The sequence below is a fragment of the Modestobacter sp. SYSU DS0657 genome (genome assembly GCF_054050925.1).
In genome coordinates this window covers 156246-176253 of record NZ_JBJHAG010000002.1, presented here as the reverse complement: position 1 = coordinate 176253, position 20008 = coordinate 156246, and the positions used below count along the sequence as shown (strand labels likewise).

Annotated in this window: 14 protein-coding genes and 1 pseudogene; 9 read left to right on the top strand and 6 right to left on the bottom strand. The window is 75.1% G+C overall.

The window, feature by feature from the left end; translation table 11 throughout:
• Positions 1-373: 373 nt before the first annotated feature.
• Positions 374-583, top strand: coding sequence for a hypothetical protein (locus ACI79A_RS02285; RefSeq protein WP_457079486.1), 210 nt, complete (start codon positions 374-376; stop codon positions 581-583).
• 70 nt (positions 584-653) lie between these two features.
• On the opposite strand, the gene nrfD is transcribed toward ACI79A_RS02285, so the two are convergent.
• The 4 genes and pseudogenes from nrfD to ACI79A_RS02265 form a co-directional block, all read right to left on the bottom strand.
• Complete coding sequence (nrfD, locus tag ACI79A_RS02280) at positions 654-1790, bottom strand: NrfD/PsrC family molybdoenzyme membrane anchor subunit (protein WP_457079484.1); 1137 nt, start codon at positions 1788-1790, stop codon at positions 654-656.
• Positions 1787-2884, bottom strand: a complete 1098-nt coding sequence (locus ACI79A_RS02275; RefSeq protein WP_457079482.1) for a 4Fe-4S dicluster domain-containing protein — start codon at positions 2882-2884, stop codon at positions 1787-1789. Before ACI79A_RS02275 ends, nrfD begins: the two co-directional genes overlap by 4 nt.
• Positions 2885-2915: 31 nt before the next feature.
• Positions 2916-6239, bottom strand: a pseudogene (fdh, locus tag ACI79A_RS02270) (formate dehydrogenase).
• Between the two features lie 256 nt (positions 6240-6495).
• Positions 6496-6939 carry a DUF5313 family protein gene (locus ACI79A_RS02265; protein ID WP_457079480.1) on the bottom strand — a complete coding sequence of 148 codons (444 nt, stop codon included), beginning with the start codon at positions 6937-6939 and terminating at the stop codon, positions 6496-6498.
• A gap of 84 nt (positions 6940-7023) precedes the next feature.
• Between ACI79A_RS02265 and ACI79A_RS02260 the strand changes: the two genes are divergently transcribed.
• The 6 genes from ACI79A_RS02260 to ACI79A_RS02235 all read left to right on the top strand — a co-directional run bounded on the left by ACI79A_RS02260 (position 7024) and on the right by ACI79A_RS02235 (position 17154).
• Positions 7024-9696 carry a putative bifunctional diguanylate cyclase/phosphodiesterase gene (locus ACI79A_RS02260; protein WP_457079478.1) on the top strand — a complete coding sequence of 891 codons (2673 nt, stop codon included), beginning with the start codon at positions 7024-7026 and terminating at the stop codon, positions 9694-9696.
• A 32-nt stretch (positions 9697-9728) separates the two neighbouring features.
• Positions 9729-12314, top strand: a complete 2586-nt coding sequence (locus tag ACI79A_RS02255) for a diguanylate cyclase domain-containing protein (protein WP_457079476.1) — start codon at positions 9729-9731, stop codon at positions 12312-12314.
• Between the two features lie 32 nt (positions 12315-12346).
• Complete coding sequence (locus tag ACI79A_RS02250; protein WP_457079474.1) at positions 12347-13156, top strand: MBL fold metallo-hydrolase; 810 nt, start codon at positions 12347-12349, stop codon at positions 13154-13156.
• Positions 13153-13851, top strand: coding sequence for a DedA family protein (locus ACI79A_RS02245; RefSeq protein WP_457079472.1), 699 nt, complete (start codon positions 13153-13155; stop codon positions 13849-13851). The genes ACI79A_RS02250 and ACI79A_RS02245 overlap by 4 nt, the downstream gene beginning before the upstream one ends.
• Entirely contained in the window at positions 13848-15986 is a 2139-nt protein-coding gene (locus tag ACI79A_RS02240; protein WP_457079470.1) for a phage holin family protein, read from the top strand. Before ACI79A_RS02245 ends, ACI79A_RS02240 begins: the two co-directional genes overlap by 4 nt.
• Positions 15987-16176: 190 nt before the next feature.
• Positions 16177-17154, top strand: coding sequence for a glucosyl-3-phosphoglycerate synthase (locus ACI79A_RS02235; RefSeq protein WP_457079468.1), 978 nt, complete (start codon positions 16177-16179; stop codon positions 17152-17154).
• A 152-nt stretch (positions 17155-17306) separates the two neighbouring features.
• Here the strand turns inward: ACI79A_RS02235 and ACI79A_RS02230 are convergent, their stop codons facing one another.
• On the bottom strand, positions 17307-17972 hold the full coding sequence (locus ACI79A_RS02230) for an HAD family hydrolase (RefSeq protein ID WP_457079466.1): 666 nt from the start codon (positions 17970-17972) through the stop codon (positions 17307-17309).
• Positions 17973-18049: 77 nt separating this feature from the next.
• Between ACI79A_RS02230 and ACI79A_RS02225 the strand changes: the two genes are divergently transcribed.
• Together ACI79A_RS02225 and ACI79A_RS02220 are read left to right on the top strand one after the other, a co-directional pair.
• Positions 18050-18583 carry a DUF5946 family protein gene (locus ACI79A_RS02225; protein ID WP_457079464.1) on the top strand — a complete coding sequence of 178 codons (534 nt, stop codon included), beginning with the start codon at positions 18050-18052 and terminating at the stop codon, positions 18581-18583.
• Between the two features lie 45 nt (positions 18584-18628).
• Complete coding sequence (locus tag ACI79A_RS02220) at positions 18629-19318, top strand: TetR/AcrR family transcriptional regulator (protein ID WP_457079462.1); 690 nt, start codon at positions 18629-18631, stop codon at positions 19316-19318.
• Between the two features lie 6 nt (positions 19319-19324).
• Here ACI79A_RS02220 and ACI79A_RS02215 read toward each other — a convergent pair whose 3' ends face one another.
• The gene (locus tag ACI79A_RS02215; RefSeq protein ID WP_457079460.1) at positions 19325-19948 is read right to left on the bottom strand and encodes a TetR-like C-terminal domain-containing protein; all 624 of its coding nucleotides are present in this window, start codon (positions 19946-19948) and stop codon (positions 19325-19327) included.
• Positions 19949-20008: the final 60 nt, after the last annotated feature.

Genomic DNA, 20008 nt, shown 5'->3' with positions numbered 1-20008 from the left:
TCCGCCGGAACGGCGAGGGCAGCGCACGGCGGAAGTGCGGGCAGTCACACAACGCGCAGTCGGTGCCCCGACGGTAGTGCTGGTGCGCCGTCCTCGGATGGCCGCACCGGCAGGTCGCCCAGCTCATCGGGCGCCTGGCTGACGCGCGGGCACGGCACCGGCGAACGCAGTGGGCGCAGCGCACCGGACGGTCCGGCGGCTGATCTGGGTGTGCACCCCCGGAGGATAGGGCGGCGTCCGGCCGGCGGCAGCAGCCACGCCATGAGCGCGCCCGCCGGGCAGCCTCACCCGTCGGGATGACACCGCGCCGGATCCGTTGCCCCGACCAACTGCGGTCCGCCACGCTGCGGCTCCTACGAGCACGGGGTGCGAGATGACGTGGTGGGTCTGGTTGCTCATCGTCTGGGTCGGCTTGATCTGTCTGGTGGGGCCGTTCATCGGCCGCACGCTGCGTCGGATCGACGAGATCGAGTGGACCGTGCCGGTCGAGGACCCGTCGGCACCGGCACCCGCGCCGGCCGCCACCCGGGCGCGAACGCCGGCTGCCAGCCCGGCGCCCACCGCCGAGGACCTGGTCGCCTGACTGGCCCCGGGACGGCGAAATGCCCCGCACCACCAGCGGCGGTGCGGGGCAGTTCAGGTCGACCGCGTCCTCAGCGGGTGATGGTGCTGGCCTCACCGGTGTGGCGGACGTTGCCCTCGGTGCCGTCGATCGTGGCGCCTCGACCGGCCTCGCGGGCCGCGATCCGCTCGCGCTGCGGGACGACGGTGTACTTCGGGTCCTTGGCGCTGGCCATGCCGGCCTCGTAGACGCCGAACCGGGTGAGCAGCGAGCCGGCGGCCAGCAGCGCACCGGACACGGCCGCCCCCACCCGGGTGCGGCCGGCCACCACGGTCAGGCCGGCGCCGCCGGCGGTGCAGGCCTTCGCCGCCTTCATCAGCTTCCCGGCGTAGCCCACCTGGTACGGCTCGCCGACGATGCCGTGGTCGTGCTCGACCTTGTGCATCGCGGCCAGCTCGACCGCCGCACCGGCGACCGCCATCTTCCGCGCCGGCCCCGCCTCGGCGACCGGGGTGAACGCCATGCAGATGCCGCCACCGGCGGCCATCCCCGAGCCGGCGAAGACGAACGGCAGCTCCTTGTACGGCGCGTGCCACGACGGGACCGCGGTGTTGGCCAGCAGCACCGCCGTGTAGGTGGTCATCGGGCCGCCGAAGACCGCGGAGCTCGCGCCGGTCAGCTTCTCCAGGGCGGGGAACCAGCGGGAGATCCGCCGCAGCCCGAACTTCTGCAGGCCGGGGAAGGCCTCCAGCAGCTGCAGGCCCGCGGTCGCCGCGGTCAGCGCGCTGAACGGCGCGAGGATGTACGAGCCCACCGAGAGCGGCGACGTCGGCTTCAGCACCCGCAGCATGTGCAGGAACCGCTCCGGCCGGCCCAGGTCGTGGATCAGCCACCCCACCGAGGCGAGCGCGCCACCACCGGCGGTGTAGTGCGCGACCCGGGTCAGCGTCGGGCGCCCGCTGGCGTCGGCGATCGCCCCGAGCACCGCGGACGAACCGGCGGCACCGCCCAGGAACAGGTAGAGCGGCACGTCCGGGGTCTTCCACACCGGCGGCTTGATGATCGGCCGGCCGTAGTACGAGGTGAACTCGGCCTCGTCGACGGTGGGGTCGCCGTCGCGGCTCCCGCCGCGCCGGCCGCCCTTGCGGCGCTTCTTCTCCCGCGCCTGCGCCGGCGGGCCGTCGGCCCGCCGCCAGCCGGCACCCGGCGTCACGAGTCCCTCGGTCATCGACGCGGCCCCTTCCGCGAGCCGAGCACGGCGGTGAGCGCGAACCCGACCACCATGGCCGCCCCGCCGACGGCGTGCTTCCACATCGACGGCAGGTCGCGGGTGGTGACGATCGGGTCCGGCGGGAGCCCGTAGACCTCCGGCTCGTCGAGCAGCAGGAAGAACGCCCCCGCGCCACCGACGCCGTCGTTCTCGTCGCGGCCGTAGAGCCGGGCGGTCTCCACGCCCTGCTCCTTGAGCGTGGCCAGCCGGGCGTCGGCCCGGGCCTGGAGCTCGTCGAGGTCACCGAACTGGATCGACTGGGTCGGGCACGCGGTGGCGCAGGCCGGCTGCAGCCCGTCGGTGAGCCGGTCGTAGCACATCGTGCACTTGAAGACCCGGCCGTCGTCCTTGCGCTTGTCGATCACGCCGTAGGGGCAGGCCGGCACGCAGTAGCCGCAGCCGTTGCAGATGTCGCCCTGCACCACGACGGTGCCGAACTCGGTGCGGAACAGCGCCCCGGTCGGGCAGACGTCCAGGCAGCCGGCGTGCGTGCAGTGCTTGCACACGTCCGACGACATCAGCCAGCGGATCTCCCGGTCGGCCGAGTGCCCGGTCTGCGGGTCGAACTCGCTGAGCGCCTCGGCGTTGAGCACGCTGGACTGCGCGGTCAGCCCGCCGTCGGCGTTGCCACCGTGCGACGTGGCGTGCGCGTCACCCGGGGCCTGGCTCTCGCCGTGCTTGCCCGCGCCCTCCGCCCCCGGCAGCCCGATCGTGGGCATCGGCAGGTCGACCGCCCGGCTCTGCTCGACGAAGGCGACGTGCCGCCAGGAGTTGGCCCCGAGCATGCCGGTGTTGTCGTACGACATCCCGGACAGGCCCATCGCGTCCCGGTTGCCGTGCGAGTCGTCCATCGGGAGCGTGTTCCACTCCTTGCAGGCGACCTCGCAGGCCTTGCAGCCGATGCAGACCGAGGTGTCGGTGAAGAAGCCCACCCGCGCCGGGTGGTCGTCCTCGTACCCTGCCTCCCCGCTCACGTCGGGCAGCGGACCGTACAGCCGGTTGGCCGGGTCGTTGCCGGTGAGCGCCGGGCTCGCCGAGCTGACGGTGGTCACGAGCGCTCCTCCTCCATCGGGTCGAGCCGCATCAGCTCGTCCCCTCCTCGATCGGTACCCGGCCGCCGCTGGGGATCAGGCCCGACTGCACGCCCGCCCGGATCCGGTAGTCCTCCACGTACTGCACCAGCGCCTTGCCGCGCGGACGCCGCCCGGGCTGGATGTCGCAGGTGCCGACCTTCGTCTCCTGGATGTGCACGTTGGGGTCCATCACGACGCCGAACAGGTCGTTGCCGGAGTCGCCGGTGGACAGACCCTGCTCACCCCAGTGGTAGGGGATGCCGATCTGCTCGACGACCTGGCCGCCCTTCAGCTTCATCGGCCGGATCCGCTCGGTGACCAGCACCCGGGCCTCGATCGCCGTCCGGGCGCTGATCAGCGTCGCCCAGCCGCCGTTCTCCAGCCCACGCTCCTCGGCCAGCTGCGGGCTGACCTCGACGAAGAACTCCGGCTGCAGCTCGGACAGGTAGGGCAGCGTGCGGCTCATCCCACCGGCCGTGTGGTGCTCGGTCAGCCGGTAGGTGGTCATCGCGTACGGGTAGACCTCGCTGCGCGGCGGGTTGCCCCGGTTGTACGCAGCGTGGATCTCCTCCCGGCCCGGGTTCGCCTGCTGGCCGTACAGCGCGTTCTCCACCGGCGACTCGGCCGGCTCGTAGTGCGCCGGCATCGGGCCGTCGGCCAGCCCCGCCGGCACGAACAGCCAGGCCTTCCCGTCGGCCTGCATGACGAACGGGTCGGCACCGCCCAGGCCGGCCTGCGCGGTCGCGCCCTTCGGCGGCACGTAGTCCGGCCGCTTGGTGGCCTCGAAGTCGGGGACGTCGTGACCGGTCCACTTGCCGGCCTCCTCGTCCCACCAGACGTAGGCCTTGCGCTCGCTCCACGGCTTGCCGTCGGGGTCGGCCGAGGCGCGGTTGTAGAGCACCCGGCGGTTCGACGGCCAGGCCCAGCCCCACTCGGCGGCGACCCAGTCCTGCTCCCGGCCGGGCTTGCGCCGGGCGGCCTGGTTCACCCCGTCGGCGTAGACGCCGGTGTAGATCCAGCAGCCACCGGTGGTCGACCCGTCGTCCTTCATGTCCAGGTAGGTCGACAGCATCTCGCCGTCCGGGCCGTAGCCGTTGATCTCCCGGAGCACCGCGTCGGCGCTGGGCTCCTCGATCTCCCCGTGCGTCGGGTAGTCCCAGGTGAGGTCCAGCAGCGGGCGGTCCCGGGGGTCGGTGGAGCCGGCCAGCTTCTCCCGGAGCCTGCGGCCCAGGTGGAAGTAGAACCACAGGTCGCTGCGGCAGTCGCCCGGCGGCTCGACCGCCTTGTGCCGCCATTGCAGCAGCCGCTGCGTCTGGGTGAAGGTGCCCTCCTTCTCCACGTGCGTGGCCGCGGGCATGAAGAAGACCTCGGTGGCGATGTCCTCGGTGACCAGCTCACCGGTCTCGATCTCCGGGGCGGTCTTCCAGAACGTCGCCGACTCGATCATCTGCAGGTCGCGGACGACCAGCCACTCCAGGTTGGCCAGCCCGAAGCGCTGCATGCGCCCGTTGGCGCTGCCCACCGCCGGGTTCTCGCCCACCAGGAAGTAGCCGGGCACGTTGCCCTGGATCATGTCGGCGACCGTGGTGTACGTGCCGTGGTCGCCGGTCAGCCGCGGCAGGTAGTTGAACGCGAAGTCGTTCTCCGCCGTCGCGGCGTCGCCCCACCAGGACTTCAGCATGCTCACCGTGTAGGAGCGCATGTTGCCCCAGAAGCCGATCCGGTCGTCGGCGGAGGAGCAGAAGCTGTCCAGGTCGGTGTGCTGCTGGGCGTGGGGCATCGGGATGTAGCCGGGCAGGATGTTGAACAGCGTCGGGATGTCGGTGGAGCCCTGGATGCTGGCGTGCCCGCGCAGCGCCAGGATCCCGCCGCCCGGGCGGCCCATGTTGCCCAGCAGCGCCTGCAGCACCGACGCCGTCCGGATGTACTGCACGCCCACGGTGTGGTGCGTCCAGCCCACCGAGTAGACCCACGCCGTCGTCCGGTCGCGGTTGCTGTTGGCGGTGACCCACTCGGCGACCTTGAGGAACACCTCCGGCTCGATGCCGCAGATGTCGGCGACCATCTCCGGGGTGTACCGGGCGTAGTGCCGCTTCAGCACCTGGAAGACGCACCGCGGGTGCTGCAGCGTCTCGTCCCGCTCCGGCCTGCCGTGGATGTCGGCCGACCCCTGGGCGCCCTGCTGCTGGTCGGCCTCCTTGACGCCCTCGGTCTCGTCGTCGGTGCCGTCGTCGGCAGCGTCGTCGGGGCGGTCGCTGCCGCCCTCGCGGAAGGCCGACCCGCCCGGCTGGCTCGGGGAGCGCTGACCCGCCGAGGCGGGGAGGTTCACGCCCTCGTACTGCCAGGTGGTCTCGTCGTACTGCCCGGTCTCCGGGTCGAACCCGGAGAACAGGCCGTCGAGGTCCTCGGTGTCCTGGAAGTCCTCACGCAGGATCGCCGCCGCGTTGGTGTAGGCGACCACGTACTCGCGGAAGTCCAGGTCGTTGTCCAGGACGTACTTGATCAGCCCGCCGAGGAAGGCGATGTCGGTGCCGGCGCGCAGCGGCACGTGCAGGTCGGCCAGCGCGCTGGTGCGGGTGAACCGCGGGTCGATGTGGATGACCTTCGCGCCCCGGGCCTTGGCCTCCATGACCCACTGGAAGCCGACCGGGTGGCACTCGGCCATGTTCGAACCCTCGATCACGATGCAATCGGAGTTCACCAGGTCCTGCTGGAAGTTCGTGGCGCCACCACGACCGAACGAGGTCCCCAGACCGGGGACCGTCGCGGAGTGCTATATGCGGGCCTGGTTCTCGATCTGGATCGCGCCCATGGCGCTGTAGAGCTTCTTCATGAGGTAGTTCTCCTCGTTGTCGAGGGTCGCCCCTCCGAGGCTCGCTATCCCCAGCGTGCGGTTGACGGGGTGGCCGTCGACCTCGTCCTGCCAGCCCTTGCGGCGGGCATCGAGGACGCGGTCGGCGATCATGTCCATCGCCGTGTCGAGGTCGAGGTCCTCCCACTCCGTCCCGTGCGGACGGCGGTACTTGACCGTCGTGACCCGGCTCGGGCTGGTGACCAGCTGCTTGCTGGCGCTGCCCTTGGGGCAGAGCCGGCCGCGGCTGATCGGCGAGTCGGGGTCGCCCTCGATCTGGACGACCTGCTCGTCCTTCACGTAGATCCGCTGGCCGCAGCCGACGGCGCAGTACGGGCAGACCGACTGCACCACCCGGTCGGCGGTGGCCGTGCGGCTGACCACCTCTTCGGTCGCCTTGCTGCGCGCGGCCTTGCCACGCCCCAGCGGATCAGGACCTGTCAGCTGCCGGAACACCGGCCATGCATCCAGCCACGTCTTCACGGGGCCGAGCTTGCCACTTGATCCCGCACCTCGCGCGTCCGACTCCCCCGTCTGGCGAGTCGGGTCGACACCCGGCGCGGCTGCGGACGACGGCCGCGGGGAGGGATGAGCCGCCCCACCGGAGGGTGAGCCGCGCTGTGGCACGGCTCACCCTCACCTCAGCCGGGTCAACCCTCACCTCAGCCGGGTCAACCCTCGCCGCAGCAGCGGCAGACGGCACCGGCCCGGAACCGGACGACGACGGCGGGCGCGTGCGTCAGCGCTCGCCCCGGTACCGGGCCGCCCGGCGGGCCGCGGCCTCCCGCTTGCGCACCGACTCCGCCGCCAGCCGCTGCTGCGCCGCCCGGTCGTGCGCGGCCGCGGCGGTGCCGGCGGGGTAGCCGGCCCGCACCAGCCGGTGCTCGGTGGTCTCGGTCATGTAGGCCAGCGAGAAGATCAGCCCCATCGCCACCCCGCCCAGGGCGGCCATGCCGCGGATCCAGAACGGGCCGGGCACCAGCAGGAGCACCAGGGTGACCGGGACGGCGAGCTGCACCAGCGACCGCGCCACGTGCCGCCAGGCCCAGGTGCGCGTGGTGGTGTCGTGCAGCACCCAGGGGCCGTACCGGGCGGGCAGCCGGCCACCGAAGGCGTACACCAGCCACCGCAGCGGCCCGGGGCGCACCACCCGGTCGCCGTCCGGTCGATCCGCGGGCTGCACGCCTCGTTCGTACCACTCCCCCCGAGGGGTGAGCAGACGGCGGCAGCGGTGGAGCAGTGCCCGCGCGGTCCCGAACACGGGGAGGTGACCACAGGAGTCCTCGCCGCCCCGGCGCGGGCCGTGACCGCCCCGACCCGGCGGGCCGCGGCCGCACCGCGGCTCGGCCGTGCGCTGCTGCTAGCGCTCGCCGCCGGACTGGTGACGGCGGCGGCCGGCCCGGCGCTCGGCCCGATGGCCCCGGTCGCGCTCAACTTCGCGGTGATCATCGGGGCCACCGTGCTGCTGGCCCGCGGGGCCGCGCACAGCGCCCACCCGGCCGCCTGGCGCTGGTACGCCCTCTCGGTCGGCCTCGGCGGCGGCGGTGCGGCCGTGGCCGGGATGCTGGTGCCCTGGGGCCAGACCGCGCTGGGCAGCATCCCCGGTCAGCTGGTGGTCGTGGCGGCGATCACCCGGCTGATCGACCTGCGCCGGCTGCGGGTGCACCGCGCCCAGCTGCTCACCTCGCTGGTGCTGTTCGTCATCGCCGACCTGCTGACGGTGCACACCATCTACCGGCTGACCATCGCCGACAGCGGCCTGCTGTCCCGGACCGGGACGATCGCCATGTTCGCGCTGCTGTTCGCCATCGCCATCGGCACCGGCTGCTCGCTGCTGCTGGTCGCGGCCAGCCCGCCGGCCGCACGGCGGGTGGGCCTGCTGGTGTTCGCGGCGCAGTGCTGCGCCTCGGTGGCCTCGGGCTTCGCCTCCGTCACGTCGGGCCCCGGGCCGGTGCAGTACCTCGCCTGCTCCCTCAGCGTGCTCGGGCTCTGCCTGGTCGGCATCGCCGTGCGCACCGACCGCTCCGCGCCCGCCCGCAGCGGAGCCCCGCACAGCAGCTCGGCGCTGGGCGCCCTGCTGCCGCACGCCACGGCCGTGGTCGGCGGCGGCCTGCTGCTGGTCAGCGTGCCCGTCACCGGGGACCTGACGATCACCGGCACCGCCCTGGCGCTGGTCGGCCTGGGGGTGCTGATGGTCCACCAGGCGGTGACCTGGCGGGCGCAGCGGCAGCTCACCGCCGACCTCACCCGCTCCGAGGCGTACTTCCGCACGCTGGTGCGGGGCAGCGCCGACCCGATCGTGATCCTGGACGACGAACTGCGGGTGCGGTGGGTCTCCCCCTCGATCACCGAGCTGCTCGGGCTGGACCCGCAGCGCACCGTGGGCCTGGCCATCGCCGACGCCGTCCACCCCGACGACGCACCCGGCCTGATCGCCGCGCTCGCGGCCCCGCAGCCCGACGGCACGGACACCAAGACCCGCACCGCGCGCATCCAGCACCTGGACGGCCGCTGGCGGCTGATCCGGGCCCAGGTGCGCGACCTGCGCGGCGACCCCGACGTCGGCGCGCTGGTGCTGTACTGCCGGGACGTCAGCGCCGCCTCCCCGCGCCCGGCCGACCTCGACGTCACCGCCCTCAGCACCACCGACCCGGCCACCGGCCTGCCCAACCGCTCCGCGCTCACCCAGCGGCTGACCGCCGCGCTCCGGGACCCCGCGGCGGGAGCCGCCGCCCTGGTGGTCCTCGGCGTCGCCGGGCTGGCCCCGGACGGCGACCAGCGCGTGCTGCGCGAGCTGACCACCCGGTTCAGCCGTGCCCTGCGGGGCGACGACTGGCTGGCCCGCGCCGGCGCCGACGAGTTCGCCGTGCTGGTGCAGGGCACCATCGCCGACGCCGAGACGGTGGCCGGGCGGCTGGTCGCGGCCGTCGAGCCGGTGCTCACCGGCAGCGGCACCGTGCGGCTGACCGCAGCCGCCGGCGTGACCTGGCTGCCCTCCGACACCGACGCCGGCGAGGCGCTCCGCCGGGCCGACCTGGCGCTGCGCAGTGCCCGTGCGGCCGGCCCCGGCCGGGTGCGCCGGCACTCCGACGCGCTGCGGATGAACCAGGACCGCGAGGAGGCGCTGCGCGCCGACCTGGCGCAGGCGCTCGCCGCCGACCAGCTACACCTGGTCTACCAGCCGGTCGTCGACCTGGCCCTGCACCGGACGACGTCGGTGGAGGCGCTGCTGCGCTGGCGGCACCCGGTGTACGGCGAGGTCTCCCCCGCGGAGTTCGTGCCGCTGGCCGAGGAGTCGGCGCTGATCACCGAGCTGGGCCGCTGGGTGCTGCACCAGGCCACCGCGACGGTGGCCGGGCTGCCGCACGAGGACCTCGCGGTCGCCGTCAACGTCTCCGCCCGGCACCTGCGCACCGGCGAGCTGGTGGACGACGTGCTGACCGCGCTGGAGGACAGCGGGCTGGCCGCCTCGCGGCTGGTCCTGGAGATCACCGAGTCCGTGCTGCTCGACGACGGCCACGTCGTCGCCGACCTGGAGCTGCTGCGCCGCCTCGGCGTGCGCATCGCGGTCGACGACTTCGGCACCGGCTGGTCCTCGCTGGCCTACCTGGTCGGCCTGCCGATCGACGTGCTGAAGATGGACCGGCAGTTCCTCGCCGACGTGGAGCACGACCAGCAGCGCCGGGCCCTGTGCGCCTCGGTGCTGCACCTGGGCACCAGCCTGGGCCTGGCCGTGGTGGTCGAGGGCGTGGAGACCGCGGCCGAGCTCCAGCTGCTGCGCGACATGGGACACCGCTTCATCCAGGGCTACCTGCTCGCCCGCCCGCTGCCTCCCGGGGCCCTGACGGGTGACCTGCCCGACGGCGCCGCAGGCGACCCCGCGGACCGCGGCGCGGCCGGCACCGCCGCGGGACGCGAGACCCCCGGGGCGACGGGGTGAACGGCCACCGGGGACCGCAGCTGCGGCTGCCCGTGCTGCTGACGCTGGCCGGGCTGGCCGTCACCCTGCCGTTCAGCCCGGCCGGCGCCCTGCCCCAGTGGGACGACGTGGTGCTCGCCGTCTTCGGGAGCTGGGCGGCCTGGCACTGCGCCCGCCTCACCCGCGCGATGCAGCGCCGTGACCGGCTGCCCTGGCAGGTGCTCGGCGCGAGCGCACTGCTCTACGCCGCCGCCAGCGTGCTGGCCGCCGCGGGCAACGGCGCCTCGGCGGACGGGCTGCGGCCCGCCGACGCGTTCATGCTCCTGGCCGCCCTCGGCCCGCTGGTCAGCGCGGCGCTGATCGGCGGCCGGGTGCGGGGCGCGCGGTGGCCGATCCTGGTGGTCGACGGGCTGACGGTCACCGTCGCCCTGGTGATCGTCGGCGACGTCCTGGTGCTCTCCCCCGCGCTGGCCCCCGGCGCGCTCGCGCCGCACCTGCAGCCGGTGGTGCTGGCCTACGGCCTCTACCCCGCCGTCGCGATCGGGGCGGTGGGGGCGCTGTGCACGGTGTCCTCCGAGGCGGTGCACCGGTCGGCGACCGCGATCATCCAGATGACCGGGCTGATCGGGCTCGGCTCCGCGCTGGTGGCCACGGAGTTCCTCGTCCCGGCCGGGGCGCTGGTCGCCGTCTCCGACGTCGCCGTCCTGCTGGCCCTGGCCACCGGCCTGCGGGCCGTGGCGCTGGCCCCGACCGGCCCCGCACCCACCGACCCGGCCGCGAGCACCGAGCCGGTGCCGCGGGTGAACGCCGCCGGCGTGGCGATCGTCGTCCTCGCCCTGGTGGGCGTCCCGGTGACCCTGCTGCTCGCCGTCGTCCTGGACCTGCCCATCGGCGCCGGGGAGATCATCTGCACCGCCGTGCTGACCCTGCTGCTCCTGGTCCGGACGGCGCTGCGGATCCGGGAGAGCGGCCGGATGGCCCAGGAACTGGTGCGCAGCGAGGAGGACTTCCGCGGGCTGGTCGAGGCGAGCTCCGACGGCGTCGCGATCGTCGGCGCCGACCTGCGCCTGGAGTTCACCTCCCCGGCGGCCCGCACCCTGCTGGGGCTCTCCGACGCCGCCCCGCACCCGCTGCTGCTGGACCTGCTGCCCGAGGAGGACCGGGCCCGCGTCGCCCGCGAGCTGACCGCCGCCGTCGTCGACGCCACCCCGCCACTGCACCTGCGGGTGCTGCCGGCCGGCGGCGAACCGCGCGACCTGGAGGTCACCCATCACGAACGGCCCGGCAGCGGCCGGCGGGTGCTGCACCTGCGCGACGTCACGACCCGCCGGCGCCGCGAGCGCGAGCTGGAGCGGATGGCGTTCACCGACCACCTGACCCGGCTGCGCAACCGCGCGATGCTCTTCCAGGAGATGGCGTCCCCGGCCACCGGGGACCGCTCCCTGCTGGTGCTCGACCTCGACGGGTTCAAGGCGGTCAACGACTCCGCCGGCCACGAGGCCGGTGACCTGCTGCTGGTCGAGGTCGCCCGCCGCCTGGAGGGCCTGGTGCGCGCCGACGACCTGGTCGCCCGGCTCGGCGGGGACGAGTTCGCCGTGCTGCTGGCCGGCGACGAGGCCGCCGCCACCGAGGCCGCCCAGCGGGTGGTGGACGTGCTCGCCCGGCCCTACCGGGTCGGCGACCGCACCTTCAGCGTCGGGGCCAGCGTGGGCCTCAGCCGGGTGCACCCCGGAGGCGGGCAGCTCGCCTTCCGCCAGGCCGACGCCGCCCTGCGGGCCGCCAAGCAGGCCGGCAAGGGGTGCTGGCGCGTGCACAGCGAGGACCGGGTGTCCCAGGCCGCGGCCACCAGCTCCGTCGCCGCCGCGCTGGCCGACGGCGACGTCCAGCTCCGCTTCGACACCATCGCCAACGGCGACACCGGCATCCTGGCCGCGCTGCACGCCCAGCCCGTCTGGGTGCACCCTGAGCTCGGCGTGCTGCCCGCCGCCGAGCTGTGGGCGGCTGCCGAACGGCAGGCCCAGACCCCGGCGCTGCAGCGGTGGCTGCTCACCCGTGCGTGTGCCGACGTCGCCGCCCTGGACGACCAGCTGCTGGTCGCCGTCGACCTCCCCGCGGGGCTCGTGCACGCCGACGAGCTGCCCGGCGAGGTGGCCGCCGCGCTCGCCGCCGCCGACCTGGCGCCGTCCCGGCTGACCCTCTTCGTCACCGAGGACGTGCTGCAGACGTCGTCCGCCGCGCTCATCCCGGCGCTGCACATCGTGCAGCGCACGGGTGTCCGGCTGGGCCTGGACGACTACGGCATGGGCTCGACCTTGTGGGCCCAGCTCGCCCGGCTGCCCCTCGAGGTGGTCATGGTCGACGTCCGCAACCTGTGGGCCGGCGGCGACCGTGACCGGACGCTGGAGCTGCTGGGCGCCATCGGCCGCAGCGCCCGCGGCTTCGAGGTGTCGACCGTGGCCAAGGAGATCACCTCCCGGCAGCTGCTCTCCGAGCTCCGCCGGCAGGGGGAGGTCGCCGTCGCCGGGCCCGTGCTGCCCAGCGGGCTGACCGCCGCGCAGGTGGCGGCCCTGCTGCGGCACCCGTCCTCGGCCGTCGTGGCCCCCCTCCCGGCGCCCCGCCCGCACGCGGAAGTGGGGTGACCGGGGTGCCTCCCCGCGCCGATACTGACCCGGTGACCGCTCCGTCCCTGCACTTCCTGGGCCACTCCACCGTGCGGGTGGAGCTGGCCGGGCGGACCGTGCTCACCGATCCGCTGCTGACCGCGGGGCTGGGCCCGGTGCGCCGGGTCGCCCCGCCGCCGCCGCCGGAGACCTGGGCCGGCGTCGACCTGGTGGTCATCTCCCACCTGCACAACGACCACCTGCACCTGCCCTCGCTGCGCCGGCTGGGCCGGTCGACCCCGGTGCTGGTGCCCCGCGGCGCCGGGTCGTGGCTGCGCGCGCACCGGTTCACCGCCGTCGATGAGCTCGCCCCCGGGCAGAGCACCACCGACGGCGAGCTGACCGTGACCGCCACCGAGGCCCGGCACGCCGGGCACCGCTGGGGCCCGCGCCTCACGCACGGCCCGCACGCCCCCGCCGTCGGCCACCTGCTGCAGGGCGCCGGGACGACGGTCTACGCCGCCGGGGACACCGACCTGTTCCCCGGCATGACCGACCTCGGTGCCGAGGGGATCGACGTCGCCGCGCTGCCGGTGTGGGGCTGGGGCCCCACGCTCGGGCCCGGACACCTCGACCCGCAGCGCGCGGCGGAGGCGGTGCGGCTGCTGCGCCCGCGGGTCGCCGTCCCGGTGCACTGGGGCACGCTCGCCCTCGCCGGGCTCACCCGGCTGCCCAGCCCCTGGCGGGCCCGGATGCGGACGCTGCTCACCGAGCCGCCGCGGCGGTTCGCCGCCGCCGTCGCCGCGGCCGGCTCGGCCACCGCCGTCGCGCTGACCGAGCCCGGCGCCCCGGTGCTCCTGCCCGCGGGGACCCCGCCGTGACCGCGGAGGTGCTGGCCGTGAACTGGACCGACGCCGGCGCGATCGGCTACCCGGTGGTCTTCTTCGGCGTGCTGCTCGGCTCGATCGTGCCGGTGGTGCCCACCGGCGCCGTCGTCGGCGCGGGCGCCGCGGTCGCGCTCACCACCGACCACCTCGCGCTGCCGCTGGTGCTGCTGCTGGCGGTGCTGGGCGCGTGGACCGGCGACGTCGCGACCTTCGCCGTCTGCCGGTTCGGCGGGCCCGCCGCGGTGCGCTGGGTGGCCCGCGGCCAGCACCCCGAGCGGATCGCGGAGGTGCGCGAGCAGTTCCGCCGGCACGGCTGGCAGATCGTCGTCGTCGGCCGGCTGCTGCCCGCGGGGCGCATCCCGGTGCTGGTCACCGCCGGGGCGCTGGCCTACCCGTGGCGCCGGCTGCTGCCCGCCTCCCTCGCCGCCGCCACCACGTGGGCGACGGCCTACGCGCTGCTCGGGGTGGTCAGCGGCGGCATCTTCGACTCCCCGCTGATCGCCACGCTGATCGCCACGCTGCTGGTGCTCGCCGTCGGCCTGGTGCTGAACCTCGTCTCCGCCCACCGCCACCGCCACTCCCCCACCGCCTCGCTTTCGGCGCCGAAAGCGGACCCGGGCGCCTTGCTTTCGGCGCCGAAAGCGGAATCGGGCGACGCCCCGCTGCCGGCGGCCTGCGAGCGGCCGTGAGCCAGGCGACGCCGTCCGGCCGGGTGCTGCGCGGCGGCCGGACGCTGGCCCGGCTGCTGCTGGTGTGGGCCGCGGTCACCGGTGCGCTGGTGCTGCTCGACCAGTGGCTGACCGGCTTCGCCATGCGGGCCTGGTGGCACCCGCCGGTCGCCGCGCTGCTGCTGGGCGTGCTGGTCGCGGTCGTGTGGCCGCTGGTCGTCCGGATCACCCTGCCGGTCGCCTTCCTCACCTTCGGCCTGAGCAGCTTCCTGCTGCTGGGGGCCGGCGTCCTGGCGGTCTTCCACGCCCTGCCCGGCGTCGAGGTGCACTCCTTCCGGACCAGCGTCGCCGTCGCCGTCGCCATGGCCGGCGTCGCCGGGGGAGTCAGCAGCGCGCTGGCGGTCAACGAGGACGAGCTCTTCTTCCGCCGTGCCCGCCGGCGGCGCGGCGTCGCCGACCTGGGCGACTGCCCACCGGGCGTGCTGTTCCTGCAGATCGACGGCCTCGGGTACGACGTCGCCCGGCGCGCCGTCCGGGACGGGTCGATGCCCACCCTCGCCGCCTGGCTGCGCGCCGACAGCCACGTGCTGCGCTCCTGGCACACCGACTGGAGCTCGCAGACCGGGGCCAGCGTCTGCGGCATCCTGCATGGCTCGAACGACGACATCCTCGGCTTCCGCTGGTACGACAAGGAGCGCGGCCGCGTCGTCGCCGTCTCCCGCCCGGAGGACGCCGCGGACGTCGAGCGCCGGCACTCGAACGGCCGCGGCCTGCTCGCCGGGGACGGCGCCGGGCGGGGCAACCTCTTCACCGGCGACGCCCCGCACGTCTCGCTGACCATGAGCTCGCTCGCCGTCGTCGTGCCCAGCGGTTCCCGGCGCGAACGGCGGGCGCGGGACCGCATCGGCGCCGGCTACCAGGCCTACTTCGCCAACCCGGTGAACGCCCTGCGCACGCTGGCGGTGTCGCTGGTCGACGTCTACCGGGAGCTGTCGGCCGCGGCCCGGCAGCGCCGCGCGGACGTGCGCCCGCGGGTCAGCCGCGGCGGCCTCTACCCGCTCGCCCGGCCCGGCACGACGGTCATCGCCCGCGACGTCGTGGTCAACGCGCTGCTCGAGGACATGCTCGCCGGCCGCCCCGTCGTCTACGCGGACTTCCTCGGCTACGACGAGGTCGCCCACCACTCGGGCATCGAGCGGTTCGACAGCCTGGAGGTGCTGCGCACCATCGACCAGCAGATCGGCCGGCTGTGGCGGGCCGCCCAGCTCGCCCCGCGCCGCTACCACCTGGTCTGCCTGTCCGACCACGGGCAGACCCAGGGCGAGGCCTTCGCCGACCGGTTCGGGGAGACCGTGGAGCAGCTGGTCGGCCGGCTGTGCGGCGGTCCGGTCGCCCCCGCCCCGCGGCGCCGGCTGCTCGGGCTGCGCCGCCCCGCACCGATCGAGGACAGCCGCCGGTCGGCCGAGGCCTGGCAGGTGACCTCCGCCCTCGCCGAGGGCAGCGGGGTGATCGCCCGCCGGCTGCGCGACCGGGCCGGCCGGGTCGCCCCCGCGGAGCCCGGCGCCACCCCCGCCGGGGAGCACGGGACGGTGCGCCTCGCGGCCCCCGGGGTCGTCGTCAGCGTCTCCGGCCACATGGCGCACGTGTCGTTCGCCGACCTCCCCGGCCGGGTGCCGCTGGAGACCATCGAGCGACGCTGGCCGCACCTGCTGCCGACCCTGGTCGACCACCCCGGCATCGGGTTCCTGCTGGTGCACTCCACGGAGTTCGGGCCGGTGGTGCTCGGCCGGGACGGGCTGCACCGGCTGGACAGCGGCGTGGTCATCGGCACCGACCCGCTGGCCGACTACGGCGAGCACGCCGCGGCGCTGGTCGCCCGGGTGTCGGGCTTCCCGCACTGCCCCGACGTGGTCGTCAACAGCCGGTACGACCCGGAGACCGACGAGGCGTCGCCGTTCGAGCCGCACGTGGGCTCGCACGGCGGCCTGGGCGGGCCGCAGCAGCACGGCTTCCTGCTGCACCCGCGGTCCTTCGCCGACCCCGGCGAGCTCGTCGGCGCGGAGCACCTGCACCGGGTGCTGCGCGGCTGGCTCAGCGACCTCGGGCACCCCGAGCCGGCGGTGCCCGCCGACGACCGGGTCGCCGCTCCCGCCTGACCTGCGTCTCCGCCGAAATGGCCATTTCGGCGGAAGGAGTGGGGCCGCGACGGCCGGGGACCGGACGACCGTGCGTTGGTTGCCGCCGTCGCCGCCGCCCGTCAGGCTGGAGCGGCAGGGGTGCGTGAAGTTCACGTGAACGACGCCCCGCCGACGTGCAGGGGGTGGGGCCGTGCCCGACAGTGGGCTGATGCGACCTGACGCCCGCGCCTGGTTCGAGAACCGCACCACGTCGGCCACCTCGCTGGCCGAGATCGACGTCGATGCCCTCCTGCTGGCCAAGCGCCGCGGTGGGCACCGCGTGAGCGTCGTCCTGCCCGCGCGGGACGAGGAGGCGACCGTCGGCACCCTGGTCCGCGATCTCGCCGACCGCTGGGTGCACGGCGTCCCGCTGGTCGACGAGCTCGTCGTCATCGACTCCGACTCCACCGATGCGACCGCCCAGGTCGCCCGCGACGCCGGGGCCGACGTCGTGGCCGCCGCCGACGTGCTGCCCGCGCACGGCAACCGCCGCGGCAAGGGCGAGGCGCTGTGGAAGGGCGTGGCCGCCACCTCCGGCGACCTCGTCGTCTTCATGGACTCCGACCTGCTCGGCGACGTCAGCCACTACGTGCCCGGGCTGCTCATCCCGCTGCTGACCGACCCGCGGGTCGACTACGTCAAGGGCTGCTACACCCGGCCGCTGACCGTCGACGGCGAGCACCGCCCGGCCGGCGGCGGCCGGGTCACCGAGCTGACCGCCCGCCCGCTGCTCAACGCCCTGTGGCCGGAGCTGGCCGGCTTCGTGCAGCCGCTGGGCGGGGAGTACGCCGGCCGCCGCTCCGCGCTGGAGCGGGTGCCGTTCGTCTCCGGCTACGGCGTCGAGGTGGGGCTGCTGGTCGACCTGCTCGGCGTCTGCGGCCTCAACGGGCTCGCCCAGGTCGACCTCGGCACCCGCCAGCACTCGCACCAGACCGACGAGGCGCTGGGCAAGATGGCCGGCCAGATCGTCTCCACCCTGCTGGCCCGCGCCGAGCGCAGCGGGCTGGAGCCCGGCGGCCTGCTGACCCAGTTCCAGCACGACGGGCAGCGGTTCGTGCCGAGCAGCACCACCGTCGCCACCGACGAGCGCCCGCCGCTGTGCGCGGTGCCGGAGTACACCGCTCCCCGCGTCGACGTCGTCGGCTGACGCCGCCGGGTGCATCGCGGGGAGCGCCCGCGACCGATGCCCCCGCAGGCACAGGAAGCCAAGCACCCGGTTCCGGCCCCGGAACCGGGTGCACAGCCGCCCATGCCTGGAGGTGGGGCGCGCCTGCCCGGAGGTGCGGCGCGACCGAGGGCCTAGGCGAGCGGGGTGTCGTCGAGGGCCGCGGCGAGGTCGGCGGGGGTGTCGAAGATCCCGACCGCGCCGGCGTCGCGCAGCTCGTCGTCCCCGAAGCCCCCGGAGCGGACGACGATCGCCGGCATCCCGGCCTTCTTCGCCGCCTCGACGTCCCACACCGAGTCGCCGATCATCACCGCCGACGCGCCCGGGTCGGCGCCGATCTTCTGCAGCGCCACCTGCAGCAGGTCCGGCGCGGGCTTCGAGGCCTCGACGTCGCCGCTGGTGGTCCAGTCCTCGGCGACGTCCCGGGCGTCCAGCAGGTCGAGGAAGGCCTCGACGTGCTTCGGCTTCCCGGAGCTGGCCAGCACCAGCCGGTGCCCGCGCTCCCGGATCGCCAGCAGCAGCTCGCGGGCGCCGGGCAGCGGCTGCATCTCCCCGATCATCAGGTCGACCTCCTCGACCCAGCGGTCCCGCGCCCGGTCACCGATCCGCGCCTCGACGTCGTCCCCACCGATGGCGGCGACGAGCTTGTCACCGCCCATGCCGATCAGCCGGTGCAGCTGCCACACCGGGTACGTCTCACCCAGCGAGCGCAGGGCCCGGTACCAGGCGAGGGCGTGCTGGTAGTTCGAGTCGACGAGGGTGCCGTCGACGTCCAGGACAGCGATGGTGGGTTCAGCCATCTCCGGGGCCTGCCCATTCGCGCGCCGTCTCACCCACGCGCCGCGGACGGCGTCACGGTGCGGCACGATCGGTCGGCGTGAGCGCCGTCGACCCCCGCGCCGTCATCCGCGACCCGGCGGGCGCGGCCGCCGGGCCGACCGAGACGGCGGCCTGCCCCGGGTGCGGGGCGGTGCTCGCCGTCGTCCCCGGGCTGGCCGCCGGGCACCCGGGTGCCTCGGCCGGCTGCTCGGCGCTGTTCGCCGTCACCGTCCGCGGCCTGCGGGACGAGGCCGCGCAGGACCCGCGGGCCGCCGGCCTGCTGCGGCTGGCCACCGACGCCTACGACGCCCAGCACCTGGTCGCCGGCGAGCCCGCGGCCGCACCGGTGCGGTTGTGCCTGGCGCTGGAGCACGGCCGGGTCCCGGCCGCCGACGAAGGCGGCGCCGGTGCACCGGCCGGGCTGACCCCGCCGGCCCGCTGGACGACGACGATCGCCGACCTCGCCGCCGACCTGGACGTCGTCGACCTGCCCGCGCTGGTGCGGGCCTGGGCGACGGCGGTGTGGGCGGACTGGTCGCCGGCGCAGGACCGGCTGCGCGCGGCCGCCCGGGGCGCGCCACCCCCGGGGTGAGACCGCTGCCACCGCTATCGGTGGCGGGCACCTAGATTGAGTGCCGTGACCGAGGCCACGGGGGGCCGGCGGGAGCTGCGCAAGGCGCAGACCCGGGCCGAGATCCGCAGCGTCGCGCAGCGGCTGTTCGCCGAGCGCGGCTTCGACGGCGTGACGATCGCCGATGTCGCCGCGGCCGCCGACGTCGCCGTCCAGACGGTGTTCAACCACTTCCCGACGAAGGAGGACCTCTTCTTCGACGGCCGGACGCCGTGGGTGGAGCGGGTCGCCGCCGCGGTCGCGGAGCGGCCGGCCGGGCAGGACCCGACGGCGGCGCTGCGCGAGTACCTGCAGGCCGACCTCACCGCCCTGCTGGAGCAGGAGGCGCGGCCGGAGAACCGCAGCTACCTGGAGGCGCTGGCGCACAGCCCGAGCCTGCAGGCACGCGAGCGCTCCCTCGTCGAGCAGGCCTGGCAGCGGGTGGCCGGGGAGCTGCTCGCGGCAGGCAGGACGCCGGCGGACCCGGTGACCACGCAGTTCCTCAGCGAGCTGACCGGAGCGCTGTTCATGGTCGCCGGGCGGGTGCTGGTGCTCGAGCACCGCCGGCTGGTGCTGGCCGAGCCGTCCGACGAGGCACAGCAGGCGGAGGTGCGCAGGCACACCGAGGCCACGCTCGGCGCCCTGGAGGAGTGCCTGCACGCACTGACCGGGCGCCTGACCGGTCGTCCGGCCGGCGACGGCCCGACCGGGGCCTGACCGGACTCAGGCCGTCGCGCCGCCCGGCTCGACGATCGGCATGAGCACGTCACCGACCAGCGCCTCGACCTCGGGCATCCGCATCGGCTCGGTGCCGAAGGCGCTGTAGCGCTGCCACCACAGCGCCTGGAGCACCGATCCGAGCAGCGCCACCCGCTCGTGCGGGAGCTCGCGCCCGCGGGCGGCCTCCCGGGCGGTCACCTCCCGGACGACGGCGGCCAGCGGCCGCACCAGCGACTCCTCGAGGCCGGCGCGCAGGTCGGCGTCGTGCCGGGCGGGGCCGACGAGGCTCGCCGCGGCGCGCTCCATCCGCTCCAGCGGGCGGGTCCAGGGGGCCAGCAGCGCGCACAGGTCGGCGCGCAGCGAGCCGCCATCGTCCGGCAGCTGCACCAGCGTGCCGGTGCTCAGCGCGTGCCGGGCGAGCGCGGCCATGGTGGGCCAGCGGCGGTAGATGCCGGCCTTCCCGGCGCGTGCGCGGGCGGCGACCCGGTCGCTGTTGAGCCGGCCCCACCCCTCGTCAGCCAGGATGTCGACCGCAACCGCGACCAGTTGCTCGGAGAGCTCCGTGGACAGCGGGCGGCCCGGCGGGCGGGCGCCGGCAGGTCGGGGAGGCGCGTCTGTGGTCGTCACCGTGCAATCGTGCCCAAGAAAGTGGAGTGACCACAACAAGCGCGCGCACTCATATTGAAA

Bases quoted from the DNA above. Each gene is read 5' to 3' on its own strand.
- ACI79A_RS02285 (WP_457079486.1), top strand. From the start codon at position 374: ATGACGTGGTGGGTCTGGTTGCTCATCGTCTGGGTCGGCTTGATCTGT.
- nrfD (WP_457079484.1), bottom strand. From the start codon at position 1,790: ATGACCGAGGGACTCGTGACGCCGGGTGCCGGCTGGCGGCGGGCCGAC.
- ACI79A_RS02235 (WP_457079468.1), top strand. From the start codon at position 16,177: ATGCGACCTGACGCCCGCGCCTGGTTCGAGAACCGCACCACGTCGGCC.
- ACI79A_RS02230 (WP_457079466.1), bottom strand. From the start codon at position 17,972: ATGGCTGAACCCACCATCGCTGTCCTGGACGTCGACGGCACCCTCGTC.